This window comes from Caballeronia sp. GAFFF2, from assembly GCF_023631485.1.
GTDB lineage: Bacteria > Pseudomonadota > Gammaproteobacteria > Burkholderiales > Burkholderiaceae > Caballeronia.
Window position 1 is genome coordinate 712,663 of the sequence record NZ_JALQDA010000027.1, and the last position, 15,761, is coordinate 728,423.

Sequence of the window (15,761 nt, forward strand, 5' to 3'; positions counted from 1 at the left end):
CCCGCCTGCCGCTTTCCCTTACTGCGTAAGACGCAATACACCCAGGTTGCCCGCAATCTGCTGGAAGATCTGATTGAGCGTTGCGTTGTCGGGTGCGTGATAGTAGTTGCCGCTCGTCGCGCAGGATTGCATCGTGTTTTGCGCAGCCACGCTCGCCGAGTCCGTCCCGTAGGTGCCGAAAGTGATCGCGTAGATGATGATGCCGCTGTTCTTCATCGCCTGACAGATACCGAGCTGGAACGTATTGACGTCGTCCGGGCTGGACACCAAACCGTTCAGCGCGTTACCTGTCGAGTCGTACACCGTCGGCGACTTGAGCGTCTGATTGCCGAGCGCGAGCTGATTAAAGAACGGCTGCGGCATGGTCCCCGACGGATCGCCGGGATCGTTCTCGCCGTCGGTCAGAACGATAGCGACACGCTGCAAACCTTGCGTCGTTTCCGGACGCGGCAGCGTGCCGTCGTTCGAAATCCAGCCGTTGTTGCTGCCCGCCACCGACTTGGACCAATCCGATGAAAGCATGCGCCAGCCCCACAGCAGACCTGTCGGAATCAGAGTCGAGCCATTGGCCACCATGTTGTTGATGGCCGTCGTCAGCGCGTTCTGGTCTTGCGTCAGGAACACGGCAGGCTGGATGGAGCATGGCCGGCTGTCGTAGTCGCTGCCATTCTGGTCATAAGTGACCGTACCCGAATACGGATACTGCGCCATGAAGTTGGTCGGCACCGTGGTCGGCGTCTTCGACTGGCAAAGCCCCGGCGATGCGTAGTAATACGCGTAGCTGAGCGGCACGCCCTTCACGACCGTCGTGCCGTTCTTCTGCAGATTACAGTTGTTGTCGTAAGTCTGGACCGTGAAGCCGGTAGACGGCACGTTGAAATACCAGGGCGTAAAGCCCGGCGAATCCTTCGGCGCGTAAGCCTTCGGATAGACGTTGCCGGCCGTGTCGCGTGGCTCGACCGCGCACCCACCCCACTTCGACATCGACATGTTGGTGGGGTTGTAGGCGAACTGCTTGCTCGTGGTCTGCGTCATCCAGGTTCCGCTCGAACTGAGTGCCGAGCCGACGTTCACCATCGTCGTGAACGGCACGAGCCCGATATACGAGTCGTTGCCCTGCACGCCAAGGATATTCGCCACGAGCGAGTTGGCGGCATCCTGCAGGCCGCTCAGCTTGCTCGTCTTGCCGCCCTTGGCGGCGGCGGAAGCCATCGAGCCCGTGTTGTCGAGAATCAACGCGAGTTCGAGCGTGCTCTTGGGCACGCGCAACGCCGTATTGCTCGCCGAGATAGTTTGCGTGCTGGGCAAGGTGCTGCCCGAACTTCCGGAGCCCGAACCCGATCCACTCGACGATGTCGACTTGGTGTTGAGGAAGGTCGGCGCGTAGAGCGGCACCGAACCCGATGCCGACAGCTTGATGACCTGCCCGGTGGCTGGCGTGCCGCTCACCGACGCCGCGAAATTCTGGTCGGGCATGGTGAGCGACATGTAGCCCGTCGGCATGTTCGCGTTGTAATAGGCGCGCGCGTCGGCCTGCCATGCAGCGAGGTCCGCGCTCGTTGTCATTGCATAGTGCGAGAGGTCGGCACCGGCCGAAAGCGTCGCCACGTCGAGCGCCATCTGCATGCGGCCCTGCGTCTGCGCATAGTCGATGGTGTCGATCGCCGTGCACAGCGTGCCGATCATCATGCTCGCGGTCACGGCGAACAGCACGGTCAGCGCGCCCTCGTCGCCACGCACGAGTTGAGCGAGCGTGCGGGGTGCGGCGGGACCACCGAAGTTGGCGAAGAACGGCGCGCGCAGCGCGGGCGTCGCGCAGGAGGAAGCGCCGCGGCGCATCGGAAAGAGTCGGCGTTTCATCAGGAGCTCGCCAGGTCGAGCGGCTGGCCGGTTCGCGAGCGCACGTAGATGCGTTGATAAAGCGTCTGCGTGCCGACCGAGTTCTTCCAGAATGCGGAGGTCATGGCAAACGGGTTGAACTGGTAGTAGATCTCGACGATGATCGCCGAGTCGCCCGCGCGAAACGGCCAGGTCGACGGCAACGGCGCGGTGCTCGACACCTTGGTCGTCAGGCCCGACAAGTTCCACGGCGCCGATGCGCGCCAGTGAACGACGGCCTTGCCAGGATCCGTCCCCGGCTTGCCCGGCGGCAAGACGCAGGTCGTGGCATTGGTGTCGCACACCGAGGTGATGATGACCGCGCCCTGCCCGTTGATCGTATTGGGTGCGGCGAGCAGCGTGGCCGCCGACCACAGCGAACCGAGGTTATTGGCGTTGCTGGTGGAATTGTCGTTGATGACGCGCGGCATCTGACCGAGCGAATCGGCGAGTGTGAAGGTCGCATGTTCCAACACGCTCACCGCGCGCAGATACATGTACGCTTCGACGAAGCCGGTCAGGATCAGCGCCATCAATGGGAAGATGATCACGAACTCGATCGTGACGCTGCCGCGCTTCGAGCGCCACAGGCGGGAGAGAAAGCTGCGGCGGCGCGACGCGCTGGCGGCCCCGGAAGCGGATGAGCGAGCGTGGGTCATTTTTCGTTCTGCACGATGTAATTGCGCTGGAACGTCAACTGGTTGACGCCGAAGATACGGGGAATGCCGGTGATGGGCGGCATGGTCAAGGTGATGTTGTAGGACACGACATCGCCGAAATTGCCCATGCTGCTCTGGTAGTTGCTCGTGCCCACGTTGCTGTAAGTCCCGTAGGTCAGCGTATTGATCGTTATCGTCGCGCCGATGTTGGTCCAGCCGCCGAGCATGTTGTTGATGAGGTTCTGAGCCTGCTGATCGCGCGTTCCGCTCGCCGGCGCGCTGGTCGTGAGCCCGGCGCGCGACGCTTGCTGCGCGGCGATCTGCACGGTGGCGTCCACCATCATGTCGAGACCGAATTCGATCGTCGCCAGAATGAGGATGAACGAGAGCGGCGCGAGTATCGCGAACTCGATCAGCGAGCTGCCGCCGTCATCGCGCAAGAAGCGCGACACGTTGCGGTGTGCCCGGGCATGAAGCACGGCGCTCACCTGAGGCTCACGGCGGCCACCGCCGGCGCAGCGACGGGCGCCACGCTTGCGTTGGAGCCGCTGGTGGCCGACGCGCCCGAAGTGCCCGAAGTGCCGATACGCTGGCGCTGCAGTTCGTAGAAGCGCAGGTTGTCCTGCACCGACGCCTTCGGCAAATCGCGGCTCAGGATTTCGGCGGCGGCGTCATCGTTGCCGAGCAAACCGTAAGCAAGCGCGAGATCCTGGCGGGCTTGCGGCGGCGCGGCGGGAAAGCGCGTCACGTCGAGCAGCACGTTCGCGCCATCGCGCGGCTTGCCCGCCATGATGAGCGACGTGCCCAGGTTCACGGAAAGCGAGGTATCGCCGGGATTGCGCTTGAGCGCATCGCGCAGCACGGCTTGCGCCGTCGCGTGGTCGCCCTTCATGTCGTACGCGGCGCCGAGACCGGCGGCCGCAAGCGGATCGTCCGGGCTTTCGGCGAGCACATGCCGATACGTCGCGATGGCGTCGTCGAAACGGCGCTGATGAATCGCCACGCGCGCCATGCCGATGAGCGGCGCGGGGGCGTTTCCGTCGATGGCTGCCGCCTTGCTGTAATAGACGCCGGCGCGCGTAAAGTCGCCCACCGAGTAGAGCGTGTTGCCAAGGCCGGTCATGGCTTCGACCGAACGCGGATTCGCCCGCAGGATCTTTTCGTAGATCGTGGTCGCCATGTCCATGTTGCCGGATTCGAGCGCGGATTCGGCGATACGCAATTCGCTCATCGCACCGGGAGCGCCGTCTTGCGAAACGGAGCGCATGCCGGACACCTGATGCGAGGTCGTGGCAGTGGTCGTGCAGCCGCTCGCGACGAGCGCGATGAGCACCGCGCCGGCAAGCACGGGAAGGCGGCGAAGATAGAAGTCGGTCTTCATTTGGTTTTGGCGATAACGTCCAGTAGTTGGAGCACGGCCGGCCCCGCGGCAATCACGACAATGGCCGGGAGAATGAACAGCATCATCGGCACGACCATCTTGGGGGCGAGCTTCGCGGCCTTTTCTTCCAGCGAGACGATATGCTGCAGACGCTCGGTACGCGACAACGTGCGCAGCGCCTGCGTGATCGGCGTGCCGTAGCGCATCGACTGAGTGAGGGTGGAAATGAGCGCGCGGATCGAAGGCAGATCGATGCGCTCCGCGAGCCCGTTCAACGCGCGCGTGCTGTCGCCAGAAAGCTTCAGTTCGTCGGCGGTAAGGGAAAATTCGTCGGAAAGCGGCGGGCAGATGCTTGCGAGTTCGTCGGCCACGCGACGGATCGACACGCCGAGACTATTGCCCGCGTTGGTGCAGATCACGAGCAAGTCGAGCGCGTCGGGCAGCGAGGCGGCCATCGCCCTGCGGCGGCGAGCACCCACGAAATTCAGCAGATATTCCGGAACGATCATGCCGACGATGAACACCATCAGCATCGCCGCGCCGCGCACCGCGGGATACGCGCCGATCATCGGAATATGCGAGCCCAGCATGACCGTGAGCGTCGCACAGATGAGCCCCACGCAGAATTTCGACGCCAGCAGAACCGAGACGGCGAGATTGCTGCGATAACCGCTTCTGATCAGTTCCTTGCGCAGCTTCAGGCGATACTTGGCGTCGAAGAGCGGCAGCTTGTCGCCAATGCGCGCGAGACGGCGCATCACGCGCGCGCGAAAGTTGAGTTCGTCGTCGTTGCCGGTAGCGAGGTCGATGCGCTCGGCATGCGCCGCGAGCCGGGTGCGCTCCGCAATGCGGCCGCGCTGGCCGCCATGGCGCGTCAGCCACCAACCCGCGAGCCCGGCAAAGAGCGCAATCAGCATCAGCAGGTTGATGAGCGTCTGGATCTGTTCCGGGTTCATCGCGAGGTATCCAGCTTCGAAATCTTGTTGATGACCATGAGTCCCATGACGATCGAGATCACGGCGAAGGTCAGGAGCTTGCTGCCGCTGTCGGTGTTGGTGAGCACCTTCATGTAGTCGCGGTTGAGGAAGTACAGGCTGCCGATAATGCAAGCCGGCACCGCCGCCAGAATCTTGGTGGTGATGCGCGCCTCGCCTGTGAGCGCTTTGGTCTTGACGCGAATCTCGCGGCGCGTGCGCACGATGTTCGCCAGGTTTTCGAGCGTCTCGCCGAGCTGACCGCCGGTTTCCCGCTGCAGGAGCAAACACACGCAGAAAAAAGAGAAGTCCGCGATCTCGATCCGCTTGACCGCCACCGTCAGCACTTCCTCGAGGTCTAGACCCACTTGCAGGGAATCGCTCATGATCCTGAACTCGCTCCTGAGCGGCTCGGCGCATTCGTCGGCTGCCGTGGTGATGACGTGCGTGACCGGCACGCCCGCACGCACCGCGCGCACGATCAGATCGATCAGTTCCGGGAAGCCGTTGAGAAAACGGCGGCGAAAGCGCTCCACGAGAAAGTTGTACGCCTTGACCAGCGTGAAGACCGGCAGGAAGACGATCAGAAGCGGCTGGACGAAACTCGGCAGCGGCATGATGTCCACCATGCCGATGGCGAGCAGCTCGCCGAGAATCGCCGCGACGATCACGATTCGCATGCCGTTCTTCCCCGCCACCGTTTTCAGGCGCGACACCTTGGGCCCGAGAAAGCGCGAGTACACGCTCTCCTGCTTCTTGACCTTGAACAGATTGATCTCGTTCTTGCTTGCGTTCTTCTCGGGCGAACCGTGCATCTCGAACGATTCGCGCATGCGCGTGCGAATGCGCGCATGCGGCTGGTTATTCCGCATGTCCTGCACGATGAAAAACATCATGCCGCCGAGAATTGCAATGACGAACGCGCAGATCGTGACGAGGTTGATCGTGTTCATGGCTGCATCGCCTCGAGCAATGCATCTTCGAGACCGTAGTACTGAGCGCGCTGCGAGAACGCCGGGCGCACCGCCGCCGATTCGTACGCGCCCTTCACTTCCTCGCTGTAGGCGGTTGCGTCGTAGCGGAACGTGAACAAGTCCTGCGTGATGATCACGTCGCCTTCCATGCCCACCAGTTCGGTGATGCGCGTGACGCGGCGCATGCCGTCACGCATCCGCTCGATCTGCACGATCAGGTGCACCGCGCTCGCGATCTGGCGGCGAATGGACAGGAGCGGCAGATTGCCGTTTGCCATCATCACCATGCTCTCCAGACGCGTGATGCCGTCGCGCGGCGTGTTCGCGTGGATGGTGGTCATAGAGCCGTCGTGGCCGGTGTTCATGGCCTGCAATACGTCGAACGCTTCGGAGCCGCGCGTTTCGCCGAGAATGATGCGGTCCGGGCGCATCCGCAGCGCATTGCGCACGAGGTCGCGCTGCGTCACGGCGCCGAGACCTTCGGCATTCTCGGGGCGCGTTTCCAGGCTCACGACGTGCGGCTGCACCAGTTGCAGTTCCGCCGCGTCCTCGATCGTCACCGTGCGTTCGCCGTGACCGATGAAGTGCGACAACGCGTTGAGCAGCGTCGTCTTGCCCGAACCCGTACCACCCGACACGATGACGTTGAGCCGGCACGTGCTCGCGAGTTTGAGCACGGTTGCCATCGCGAGGGACATGTTGCCCTGCTGCGCCATGCGGTGCAGCGTGATGTTGCGCTTCGAAAACTTCCGAATGGAAATCGACGCGCCATGAATCGCGAGCGGCGGGAGCACGACGTTGACCCGGCTGCCGTCCGCGAGACGCGCATCGACCATCGGGCTGCTTTCGTCGACGCGCCGCCCCACGCCCGCCGCAATCCGCTGCGCGACGTTGGTCACGTGCGCGTTGTCGCGGAACTTGCAGCTCGTGAGTTCGAGACGGCCGTGGCGTTCCACATAGACCTGATCGGGACCGTTCACCAGCACGTCGGTGATGCTTTCGTCGGCGAGCAGCGGCTCGATCGGCCCGAGGCCGTACATGTCGTTGAGCAGTTCGCCCACGATCTGCTGCTGCTCGGACATCGTGACGTTCAAACCTTCGCGCTCGGCGATCTCCATCACGAGCTGCTCGATGCCCGGCTTCATCTGCTCGCGCGTCTTGCCGACCACCACCGATGCGTTCATCGAACCGAACACGCCTGCGCGAATCACCTTGAACAGATCCGAGCGCACCAGCGATTCGCTGCTCTCCGCCACGTGCAAGCGCGCGGGCGCGTCCGCCACCGGAATGGCCGGCTCGGCAATACTCGCCTGGTCGGATGCTCCTTCTTGAGCCAGTGCAAATGCAGAATGCGTCGCCCGGGATGCCTGCTTCTGCCCGAACATCAGCCTCTCCTCAGACTGAACTTGCGCAGCAAAGAGCGCCCGGCGGCAGCTTGCTGGCCGGTGAGATCGCTCGCAATACGCGTAATAGCCTGATTGAACCCGTTCGGCGTCTTATCTTTGGGCGCTTCGCCAAGGTTTTCGGCGGTGGCGAGCGCCTTGGCTTCGAATTGGATCTCATGCAGAACGGAGCGGCCCACCGCCGACATGAAGTCGTTCGGCTGCACCTTGCCCGCGCTCACCGCACTCGGGTTATTGAGCAGGATCGAGGTCGGCGGATTGTTGTCGCGATTCTCGATGTAACGCAAAAGGCGGATCGACTCGCGCGTCGAATGCACGGAACGGTCGGTCACGAGATACGCGCGGGACGCATGGTTTAACGCTTCCTGCGACAACGGCGCGCTCGGATTGCCGATATCGATGATCACATAGTGAAAGCTGTCGCACAGCAGTTCGATCACGCGGGCGAGCGCACCGGGCTTGTACGGCGGCTCGGCGCCGTAGTCGATATCCGCGGTGAGCATGAACAGACGGCTGCCGTTCGCCATCAGCGTGCGCTCGACGTATTGCGGATCGAGACGATGCGCATTTTCCAGCACGTCCGAAAGACCATTGTTGCTCTGCGTGCCGAGCATGCAGTTGGCGGCGCCGCCGGTGAGGTTCAGATCGACATACGCGACCCGCCGATGCGTGGTGTCTGCCAGATGTCGCGCAAGATTGAGCGCGAGCGTCGTCACGCCGACGCCGCCGCGCGTGCCCGCGAACGCAATGGTCTTGCCCGTGCGCGTGAGCGTCACCGGCGTCACCTTGCCGTCGGCGGTGTTGACGGTGCGCTTGAGCAACTCCACCGTCAGCGGCTTGACGAGATAGTCATGCACGCCGATCTTGAGCAGGCTGCGGAACAGGCCGACGTCGTTGCGCTCGCCAATGCCGATCACCTGCACCGAAGGCTCGCACACTTCGGCAAGCCGGCCGAGGTCGGACAGAGGCATCGCCGAGTCGTGCAAATCAACCAGCAGAAACTGCGGCGAACGCTCGAGCTTGGTGACATGCGAGATGGCATCGTCGATACTGCCCACCGCGATATGCGCGTGCGGCATCGCCTGCTCCAGCACGAAGGCTTTCAGAACCTGCTCGGTCTGGCGGTCGGCGACGAAGGCGATGAAGTCTGCGGCCCGCACGGCGGACTTGCCTTTGATCAACGAGAATTCAGTGGTGCTCATGGCGTCGGTGTCTCGAAGGCGCGCTTACTTGCCATTGCGCGTAGTCGTCGTGGTGTCGAGCGGAATCACTTGACCCGTCTCATAGCGATGCACGGCGCTCGCGGCGACCGCGGCATCGGCGGGGCCGAGCGTCTGCGGATTCACGAGGTCTTGCGGGTTCGCGACCTGCGCCGCGAGGTTGGTGTAGGTGGCACAGCCCCATTGCATCGACGGGCGTCGCACGCCGGAATCGAACAACAGCGAGGCGCGCGTGAGTTTCTCGCAGTCGGGCGGCACGGCGGCGTTGCCGTCGTAACCAATGACGCGTGAATCGGGCATGCTCACGGGCGGCTTGATGAAGCAGCCAGCAAGCGGCAAAGCGAGCGAGCAGGCGGTGAAGAGCGAAATGAAACGTGCGTGGTTCATGGCATCAGGCTCAATAGACGTAGCCGGCCGCGCCGACGAGACGAGGGTTTCCCGGTGCCGATTCGGTGCCCCCAAACATTCGGGCGAAACCATATTCGATGTCGCCGCTCGGCGACACCAGCGACTCGATCGGTGTGCGCAGCTTGGCCGGATCGGTCGGCTCGACGATATACGGCGTCACCATGATCACGAGCTCGGTCTTGTTGTTCTGGTAGTTCGACGAGGAAAACAGCTTGCCGAGCACAGGGATCGAGCCGATGCCGGGTACTTGCGATACGAGGTCGGTCGTATTGCTCTGGAGCAGCCCGCCAATGGCGAAGCTCTGACCGCTCGCCAGTTCGACGGTGGTATCCGCGCGGCGCACCGAAAGGCCCGGCACGGTCACGCCGTTGGTCGTCACGCTTGCCGTCGTGTCGATCTGGCTGACTTCCGGCCGCACTTTCAGGCTGATGCGGCGGTCGTTGAGCACGGTCGGCGTGAAGTCGAGCTTGACGCCGAACTGCTTGAATTCGACCGTGATCGCGCCGTTGATCTGCGACACCGGAATCGGAAACTCGCCGCCCGCGAGGAAGCTCGCCGTCTGGCCCGAAAGCGCGACGAGATTGGGCTCGGCGAGCACCGTGAGCAGGCCTTCCTGATTCAGCGCATCGACTAGCGCGCGGATATCGGTGTTGGCCGTCCGGAACCCGCCGAACAGCGAGTAAGCGTTGTTGGTCGCGAGATTGAGCGGATAGGTCACCGAGCCCGACGAAGTCGTGATGGGCTGGTTGTAGTTGTAGATCTGACGGCCGCTGAAGATGCCGCTATACCAGTTGCCGGCCGCGCTGCCGATAGCCTGCCAGTTGATGCCCCACTGCTGCGTCACGTTGCGGTCCACTTCCGTGATCCGCACCCGCAGTTGAATCTGCAAGGGCTTGTCGATGGTCATGCGATTGACGAGCACTTCCTTGTCCGCGAGCATCGGTGTGATGGCCTGCACGACGGTATCCGCCTCGGCGGGATTCTGCGCCTGGCCCGTCAGAATGAGCGAGCCCTGTATGCCGTTCACATCGATATTCGTGTTGGGAAAGCGCGCCTTCAGCATGGCGCGCAACGCGACCATGTCGCGCGTCACGACAACGGTCTTCTGAAAGATCGGCTTGTTGTTCGCGCCGAGCGCGTAGACCGTGGTGGAACCGGCCTTCTTGCCGAGCACGAAGACCGCGCGCGGCGACGGCACCTGCACATCCGCGACGCTCGGGTCGGCCACGAACACCGAAACGGCGTCCTCGGGCAGATGAAGCATCGAGCCTTTGCCTGCATCGAGTGCGAGTACGCCCTGGCTTGCCTCGGCGGTAGCGGCACCTTTAGACGGCACGGCGCCCGCGCCCGGACGAGCCGCGACGTTGATCACCTGAGCGCCGGCGGCATGCGCGAGCGGCGTCAGGCCGAATGCCGCGCACACGAGCGCGAGCAGGCTCGCCGCGGTGGGCAGCATCGGCGTCGATCTCCAACTGAACTGCGTTTTCATGACTATCTTTTCCTTGGTCGCCGGATCACCGCCGGCTTGGGGCATTAGCGCTGGACGGGAAGCGACGGAACGCCGGGCAACGGTGGCGCGTTTTCGGGCGCCCCGCCTGCCGCCTGGGCGACGTTCTGACCATCCGACTTTTCCGAGCCCCGATAAACCATCACGGTGCGCGGCATGGGCGGCGCGGCGGCCACGCCAGGCGCGCTCTGCGGCGCGCGGCTTGCGTGCGGCAACGAGCGAACGGCGCGCGAGATGTCGCCGGCCCAGATTGGCGGACGTTCGGTCGACGTCGCGCTGGCTGCCGCGGCGGCGGCGGCCGGATCGCGACTTGCAGTAGCAAACGAGCGCAAGGCGAGCGAGAGACTGCCGAGGCGCGCGGCAACCGCCACGACTTCGCCCATGCGCGGCGTCACTTCGAGCGTGACGGTGCGCGCGCGCGCGCTCATATCGGGTACATCGCTGCTGGCTTTCGGGCGCTTGATTTCTGAACCGACGGCCAGTACGCGCACATGTTCGACCACCGTTTCGCTCGACACCGCGAGGTCCGGCGAATCGGTGCGGCGGTCCATCTGCTGCGTGAGGATCAGGTCGATGTAGTCGCCCGGCTGGATCAGGCCGGCATTGCCGGAGACATCGTCGACGGCTACGGAGACGGCGCGCATCTCGGGCTTGAGCGTCGCGGCGAGAAAGCCCGGCGCGTTCGGCAGAATCACGTCGTCGGCGACGAGTACCGCGCCGCTTTCGACCGGATGGCGCAACAGCGCACCCTTGAGTTCCGGCGCATTCTGCGCGCCCGACACGACGGCATTGACCGGCACTTCGTTGGCCGGCATCGGTTTCCAGGTGATGTCCTCGTCACGCAGAAGCAAGCCCTGCGGCAAGGCGGCTGCACTGACCAGCACCTTCTCCGTGTTGACGGTGGGCGCGGACGGCTTGCTCGCGCTTGCCACCACCACACGCACGACCAGAGCGATGAGCAGGGCGCCGACGAGAAGAACGGCGAACTTGATGAAGTTGGACATGTGAGTGCCGGCCTAATGCGTCATTAACAAGGGAAGCGCGGCCGGCAGCACGATCACAAGACCGCCGCCGAGCGCCAGCGCCACGCCGTAAGGCACGCCGCGCGCGCCGGAGAACATCGCCAGCGCGCGCATGGGCGACGATGTCTGATCGGCCTTCATGTTGCGGGTGGCGAGACTGACGAGGGACACCACGGTCCCGATCAGCGAGATGAGCGTGAGAGCCGGCAGCGACAGACTGACGCCAGCCCAGAGAAAGATGACGGCCGCGAGTTTCGCATCGCCTCCGCCGAGCATCTTTGCGGCGAAAAGCGCGGCGCAGACCGCGAACACGACACACGCGAGTATCAGATGCGCGATGATCTCGTCGAGCGACAGCTTTCGCAGCAACGCATCGACAAAGAAGAGCGAACCGATCGCAAGCACGATCCCGGTCGGCAGGCGACGCGCACGGACATCGATGACGGCGAGCACCAAGAGCGCGCACAGCACGATGAGACGGATGGCAAGGGATGCGAGCAGCACGATGGACCGGATACCGAGTGAAAGAAAGGGGGAGATCCGCGAGACGCGGATCTCGAATACGTCGTTACTTCTGGGCGGCGGTGACTTTGGTGTTGAGGTACGTGAACCAGCCCGAAACGCTGGTGCTGAACGTGCCTGCCACGGCGACGAGCGCCACGCCGACGATCCCAGCCAGAATCGCGTATTCCATCGCGCTGACGCCACGTTCGTCGCGGATGAATTTCTTGAAAAACTTGGTCATTTTGGTCATTCCTTGTTTTTGCATTGAGTAGGTAGGTGCGGCCCGGCATTAGGGGTACCGGGTACAGCAATCCTAGCTAGAGCCACAAGGAATTACTTCGCCATTTAGAGGCCGGAAATGGCCTTAATTCGACGTTTTAAAATGAATGAACTAGACCGCTGTCGGCAAACAACGCTAAAACTTTATAGAGAGAAATTTTTCTTTTAGCGGGTTTGAAGCGTGTCTTGACAGCGAGCGCGCGACTCTTCGTGTCTTTGTATTTTTTTCAGAAAACGTTTGCCAAGCGTACGGGCTCCGCCTTTACATGCAGGGCTTCGACGGCGTTCGAGGCCGTCACTCCGACCGATGCTGCTTAATATTCAAGCATCGCTAAAACCGGATATCGCGCTGTAAGGTTAATGCTACAACCATTAATACCTGCTTGTCACGCGCTTTAGCACGTTCTGCAAACTTTTTGTTTAACCTTGAGCGCGACTGTCATCGTGCGCAATATCCCACTATTTCTTTTCCTTGCGTCTGGCATCGTTCGGGAAAATCGGCATGTCGATATCCTTGCTCGCCGAGCGCAAGTCGTCACGCGCTTCCTCCGCCAGTTTTGCATAGCGCTTACGAAAAATGGCCAGGTCTTTCTCGTCGAGTTCTTCGAGGTCGAGTAAAGCGTTATGCGCGTTGTCCACTGCACGGATCAATTCATCGAGCTTGATCTGCATGGCGGCCGTATCGCGGTTCTGGGTGTTCTGGATGAGGAACACCATGAGAAACGTGACGATGGTCGTCGACGTGTTGATGACAAGCTGCCATGTGTCGCTGAAGTGAAAGATCGGCCCGGAGACGGCCCACACGATCACCAGCACGACCGCAATGATGAACGTCGACGCATGTCCCGCCACGCGCGAGAGACCATTCGAGAATTTGAGGAACCAGGAAGACTTCATGTGAGCATCTCTCCGTCGTTATCTTGTGCGCGGTTAGAATACCTTCTGTGAAAGCCAAGCCCACACTCCATTCTGCTATCGACTTCAATGCCGCGTCGGACATCGTGGCGCGGCGGCTGATCGGCGCCATCGTCACTTTCGATGGCGTCGGTGGACGTATCGTCGAAACCGAAGCATACGACCGCGAAGATCCCGCTTCGCATACTTTCTCGGGTCTCACGCCGCGCAACGCGGTCATGTTCGGACCGTCCGCTCATGCTTATGTCTATCGATCCTATGGCATCCACTGGTGTCTGAACTTCGTTTGCCGCGAAGAAGGTCATGGCGCCGGCGTGCTGATTCGCGCCATCGAGCCGCTCGTCGGACTCGATCTCATGCGCGAACGACGCGGGCTCGAACCCATCAAGCTGCTTTGTTCCGGTCCGGGCCGCCTAGCGCAAGCCCTGGGCATCACGCATAAGCAGAACGGCATGTCGCTGCTCGAAGCGCCGTTCTGCGTCGAAGCACCGGACGATGCAGTCGATATCGTGAGCGGGCCGCGCATCGGCATTTCCAAGGCAATGGACGTGCCCTGGCGCTTCGGCCTCGCCGGGTCGAGGTTCGTGAGCAAACCCTTTCCATCCTCTTCTTGAAACATCATCCACTCGATTGAGACGCGCGAGCATCTTTCCGAGCCTGGAGAGCATTCACGCGATTCCCGCAAAGACATACAGTGCATCCATGCCAGGACACATGGCAATCAACCAAAAGGAGCACACCATGTCCCGCATTTCCAAAGTCGATGTGAACGAAGCCACGGGCGACGCCGCCGAACTCTTCGCCAAGATCAAGAAGGCCGCAGGCCGCGTACCCAATGCGTATGCAATCGTCGGCACGCATAGTCCCGGCGCGCTCGCGGCATCGCTCGCCAATGACGCGACGCTCGCTAAAAGCAGTTTGAGCAAAGCCGATATCGAAGCCGTGAAGCTCGCCGTCAGCGGACAGGCAGGTTGTGATTATTGTGAAGCCGCGCACACGGTCGTCGGCAAGCTGGCCGGTCTCACGCAGGAAGAAACGAAGCAGATTCGCGCGGGTACCGCCACCGGCAACGATAAACGCGATGCGCTCGTGCGCTTCGTGCGCGAAGCCACCGGTTCACGCGGCACGGTGAAAGCCGAAGTGCTCGATGCCGTGCGCGCGGCAGGTTACAGCGACGCGCAAGTGATCGACGCGCTCTTCGCCGCGAGCGTCATCAACTTCACGAATCTCTTCAATCGCGTGAACGACACCACGCTGGACTTCCCCGCGCTGGTTTAACTCTCGCGGCCACCCTTGCCGATCTTGTCGAGCACCGCGCTCACGATATCGATCGGTATGGGGAAGACGATCGTGGTGCTCTTGTCGCTGGCGATCGTCGTCAACGTCTGCAAGTAGCGCAGTTGCATGGCTTGCGGCGCCTGCGCCAGCATCTGAGCCGCTTGCAGAAGTTTCTCGGATGCCTGCAACTCCCCTTCCGCATGAATGATCTTCGCGCGGCGCTCGCGCTCGGCTTCGGCCTGGCGCGCGATGGCGCGGATCATCGTCTCGGCGATATCCACGTCCTTGATCTCGACATTCGATACCTTGATGCCCCAGGCATCGGTCTGGGCATCGAGCACGCGCTGAATGTCGCTGTTCAGGCGCTCGCGTTCCGAAAGCAGATCGTCGAGTTCATGCTTGCCGAGTATCGCGCGCAAGGTGGTCTGCGCGAGCTGACTCGTGGCTTCCAGAAAACGCGCGACCTGAATCACCGCTTTCTCCGGGTCGACGACGCGAAAGTACACCACCGCATTCACCTTCACCGAGATGTTGTCGCGCGTGATGACATCCTGCGGCGGCACGTCGAAGACGACGGTGCGCAGGTCCATCCGCACTACTTGCTGCACCGCCGGAATGATCAGCACGAGCCCCGGCCCCTTCACTTTCCAGAAGCGGCCGAGCGTGAACACGACGCCGCGTTCGTACTCGCGAAAAATGCGCACCGACGAAAGCACGAGAATGATGACGAGCGCAATGACAATGCCGCCAAACCCAAAAGTAAGCCCCATTTTTAATGCCTCGTTAGTGTTGATGCGATTGCCGGTCGCGCTCCAGCGCTTCGACCATGAGCGTCAGTCCGTGCCGCGACAGCACACGCACGAGCGCGCCCTCGCCTGGAAGTTCTCGCGATGAAGCCGTCTGCACGCGCCAGCGTTCACCGTGCACACGCGCCCAGCCACTTGCGGGCGCGGCGCCGGTTGCATCGAGCATCACGCCGATACTGCCTGGCATCGCTTCGCTGCCGCTCACCACGGGCCGCTTGCGCGCCTTCAAGGCGACGCTCGACACGCCGAACACGAAGAGCGCGGCCACGATAGCGAACCCCGTCAAGAGGCTCAAGGGCATGCCGAAGGCAGGCACTCCGCTATTGATGAGCATGAGCGCGCCGGTCGAAAACACAATGATTCCGCCGATGCCGAGCGCGCCGAAGGTCGGCAGGAACATTTCCGCGACGAGTAAGCCGAGCCCCAGCACGACGAGACCCAGACCGGCGGAGTCGAGTGGCAAGAACGTGGCCATCAGCGACATATGACTGAGCCACTCGGAAAGATGGGTTTTCATGGGCGACGACCGCCGGGGACGATGCTGCTTTCAGCT

Annotated in this window: 17 protein-coding genes and 1 pseudogene; 2 read left to right on the forward strand and 16 right to left on the reverse strand. The window is 62.4% G+C overall.

Annotated features, from left to right (window positions below; all coding sequences use genetic code 11):
• Positions 1–18: 18 nt before the first annotated feature.
• The 14 genes from NCT04_RS19620 to NCT04_RS19685 form a co-directional block, all read right to left on the reverse strand.
• The gene (locus tag NCT04_RS19620) at positions 19–1,860 is read right to left on the reverse strand and encodes a TadE/TadG family type IV pilus assembly protein (RefSeq protein WP_250467338.1); all 1,842 of its coding nucleotides are present in this window, start codon (positions 1,858–1,860) and stop codon (positions 19–21) included.
• Positions 1,860–2,537 carry a TadE/TadG family type IV pilus assembly protein gene (locus NCT04_RS19625; RefSeq protein ID WP_244829402.1) on the reverse strand — a complete coding sequence of 226 codons (678 nt, stop codon included), beginning with the start codon at positions 2,535–2,537 and terminating at the stop codon, positions 1,860–1,862. The genes NCT04_RS19620 and NCT04_RS19625 overlap by 1 nt, the downstream gene beginning before the upstream one ends.
• The gene (locus NCT04_RS19630) at positions 2,534–3,016 is read right to left on the reverse strand and encodes a TadE/TadG family type IV pilus assembly protein (protein ID WP_244829401.1); all 483 of its coding nucleotides are present in this window, start codon (positions 3,014–3,016) and stop codon (positions 2,534–2,536) included. The genes NCT04_RS19625 and NCT04_RS19630 overlap by 4 nt, the downstream gene beginning before the upstream one ends.
• A gap of 5 nt (positions 3,017–3,021) precedes the next feature.
• Positions 3,022–3,918 carry a tetratricopeptide repeat protein gene (locus tag NCT04_RS19635; RefSeq protein WP_250467339.1) on the reverse strand — a complete coding sequence of 299 codons (897 nt, stop codon included), beginning with the start codon at positions 3,916–3,918 and terminating at the stop codon, positions 3,022–3,024.
• Positions 3,915–4,874: a type II secretion system F family protein gene (locus NCT04_RS19640; RefSeq protein WP_244829399.1), complete on the reverse strand. Its 960-nt coding sequence runs from the start codon at positions 4,872–4,874 to the stop codon at positions 3,915–3,917. Before NCT04_RS19640 ends, NCT04_RS19635 begins: the two co-directional genes overlap by 4 nt.
• The gene (locus tag NCT04_RS19645) at positions 4,871–5,845 is read right to left on the reverse strand and encodes a type II secretion system F family protein (RefSeq protein WP_244829398.1); all 975 of its coding nucleotides are present in this window, start codon (positions 5,843–5,845) and stop codon (positions 4,871–4,873) included. Before NCT04_RS19645 ends, NCT04_RS19640 begins: the two co-directional genes overlap by 4 nt.
• Positions 5,842–7,251, reverse strand: a complete 1,410-nt coding sequence (locus NCT04_RS19650) for a TadA family conjugal transfer-associated ATPase (protein WP_250467340.1) — start codon at positions 7,249–7,251, stop codon at positions 5,842–5,844. Before NCT04_RS19650 ends, NCT04_RS19645 begins: the two co-directional genes overlap by 4 nt.
• On the reverse strand, positions 7,251–8,471 hold the full coding sequence (locus tag NCT04_RS19655) for a CpaE/TadZ family protein (protein ID WP_250467341.1): 1,221 nt from the start codon (positions 8,469–8,471) through the stop codon (positions 7,251–7,253). Before NCT04_RS19655 ends, NCT04_RS19650 begins: the two co-directional genes overlap by 1 nt.
• Before the next feature lie 24 nt (positions 8,472–8,495).
• Positions 8,496–8,876 (reverse strand): CpaD family pilus assembly lipoprotein, encoded by a 381-nt coding sequence (locus tag NCT04_RS19660; RefSeq protein WP_244829395.1) that lies wholly within the window; start codon positions 8,874–8,876, stop codon positions 8,496–8,498.
• Positions 8,877–8,886: 10 nt separating this feature from the next.
• A complete protein-coding gene (locus NCT04_RS19665; protein ID WP_250467342.1) occupies positions 8,887–10,386 on the reverse strand; it encodes a type II and III secretion system protein family protein in 1,500 nt (499 codons plus the stop codon).
• Positions 10,387–10,430: 44 nt separating this feature from the next.
• Positions 10,431–11,408: a Flp pilus assembly protein CpaB gene (cpaB, locus tag NCT04_RS19670; RefSeq protein WP_244829393.1), complete on the reverse strand. Its 978-nt coding sequence runs from the start codon at positions 11,406–11,408 to the stop codon at positions 10,431–10,433.
• A 12-nt stretch (positions 11,409–11,420) separates the two neighbouring features.
• A complete protein-coding gene (locus NCT04_RS19675; protein ID WP_250467343.1) occupies positions 11,421–11,930 on the reverse strand; it encodes an A24 family peptidase in 510 nt (169 codons plus the stop codon).
• Between the two features lie 64 nt (positions 11,931–11,994).
• The gene (locus tag NCT04_RS19680; RefSeq protein ID WP_244829391.1) at positions 11,995–12,171 is read right to left on the reverse strand and encodes a Flp family type IVb pilin; all 177 of its coding nucleotides are present in this window, start codon (positions 12,169–12,171) and stop codon (positions 11,995–11,997) included.
• A gap of 497 nt (positions 12,172–12,668) precedes the next feature.
• Positions 12,669–13,106 carry a low affinity iron permease family protein gene (locus NCT04_RS19685; RefSeq protein ID WP_244829390.1) on the reverse strand — a complete coding sequence of 146 codons (438 nt, stop codon included), beginning with the start codon at positions 13,104–13,106 and terminating at the stop codon, positions 12,669–12,671.
• 47 nt (positions 13,107–13,153) lie between these two features.
• On the opposite strand from NCT04_RS19685, the gene NCT04_RS19690 reads away from it, so the two are divergent.
• The gene (locus NCT04_RS19690; protein WP_244829389.1) at positions 13,154–13,738 is read left to right on the forward strand and encodes a DNA-3-methyladenine glycosylase; all 585 of its coding nucleotides are present in this window, start codon (positions 13,154–13,156) and stop codon (positions 13,736–13,738) included.
• A gap of 127 nt (positions 13,739–13,865) precedes the next feature.
• Positions 13,866–14,402 (forward strand): carboxymuconolactone decarboxylase family protein, encoded by a 537-nt coding sequence (locus NCT04_RS19695; RefSeq protein ID WP_250467344.1) that lies wholly within the window; start codon positions 13,866–13,868, stop codon positions 14,400–14,402.
• Here the strand turns inward: NCT04_RS19695 and NCT04_RS19700 are convergent.
• Entirely contained in the window at positions 14,399–15,172 is a 774-nt protein-coding gene (locus tag NCT04_RS19700) for a slipin family protein (RefSeq protein ID WP_244829387.1), read from the reverse strand. The two genes, NCT04_RS19695 and NCT04_RS19700, sit on opposite strands and share 4 nt — an antisense overlap.
• Positions 15,173–15,185: 13 nt before the next feature.
• Positions 15,186–15,671 (reverse strand): annotated as a pseudogene (locus NCT04_RS19705) (NfeD family protein); the annotation flags it as partial.
• Between the last annotated feature and the right edge of the window lie 90 nt (positions 15,672–15,761).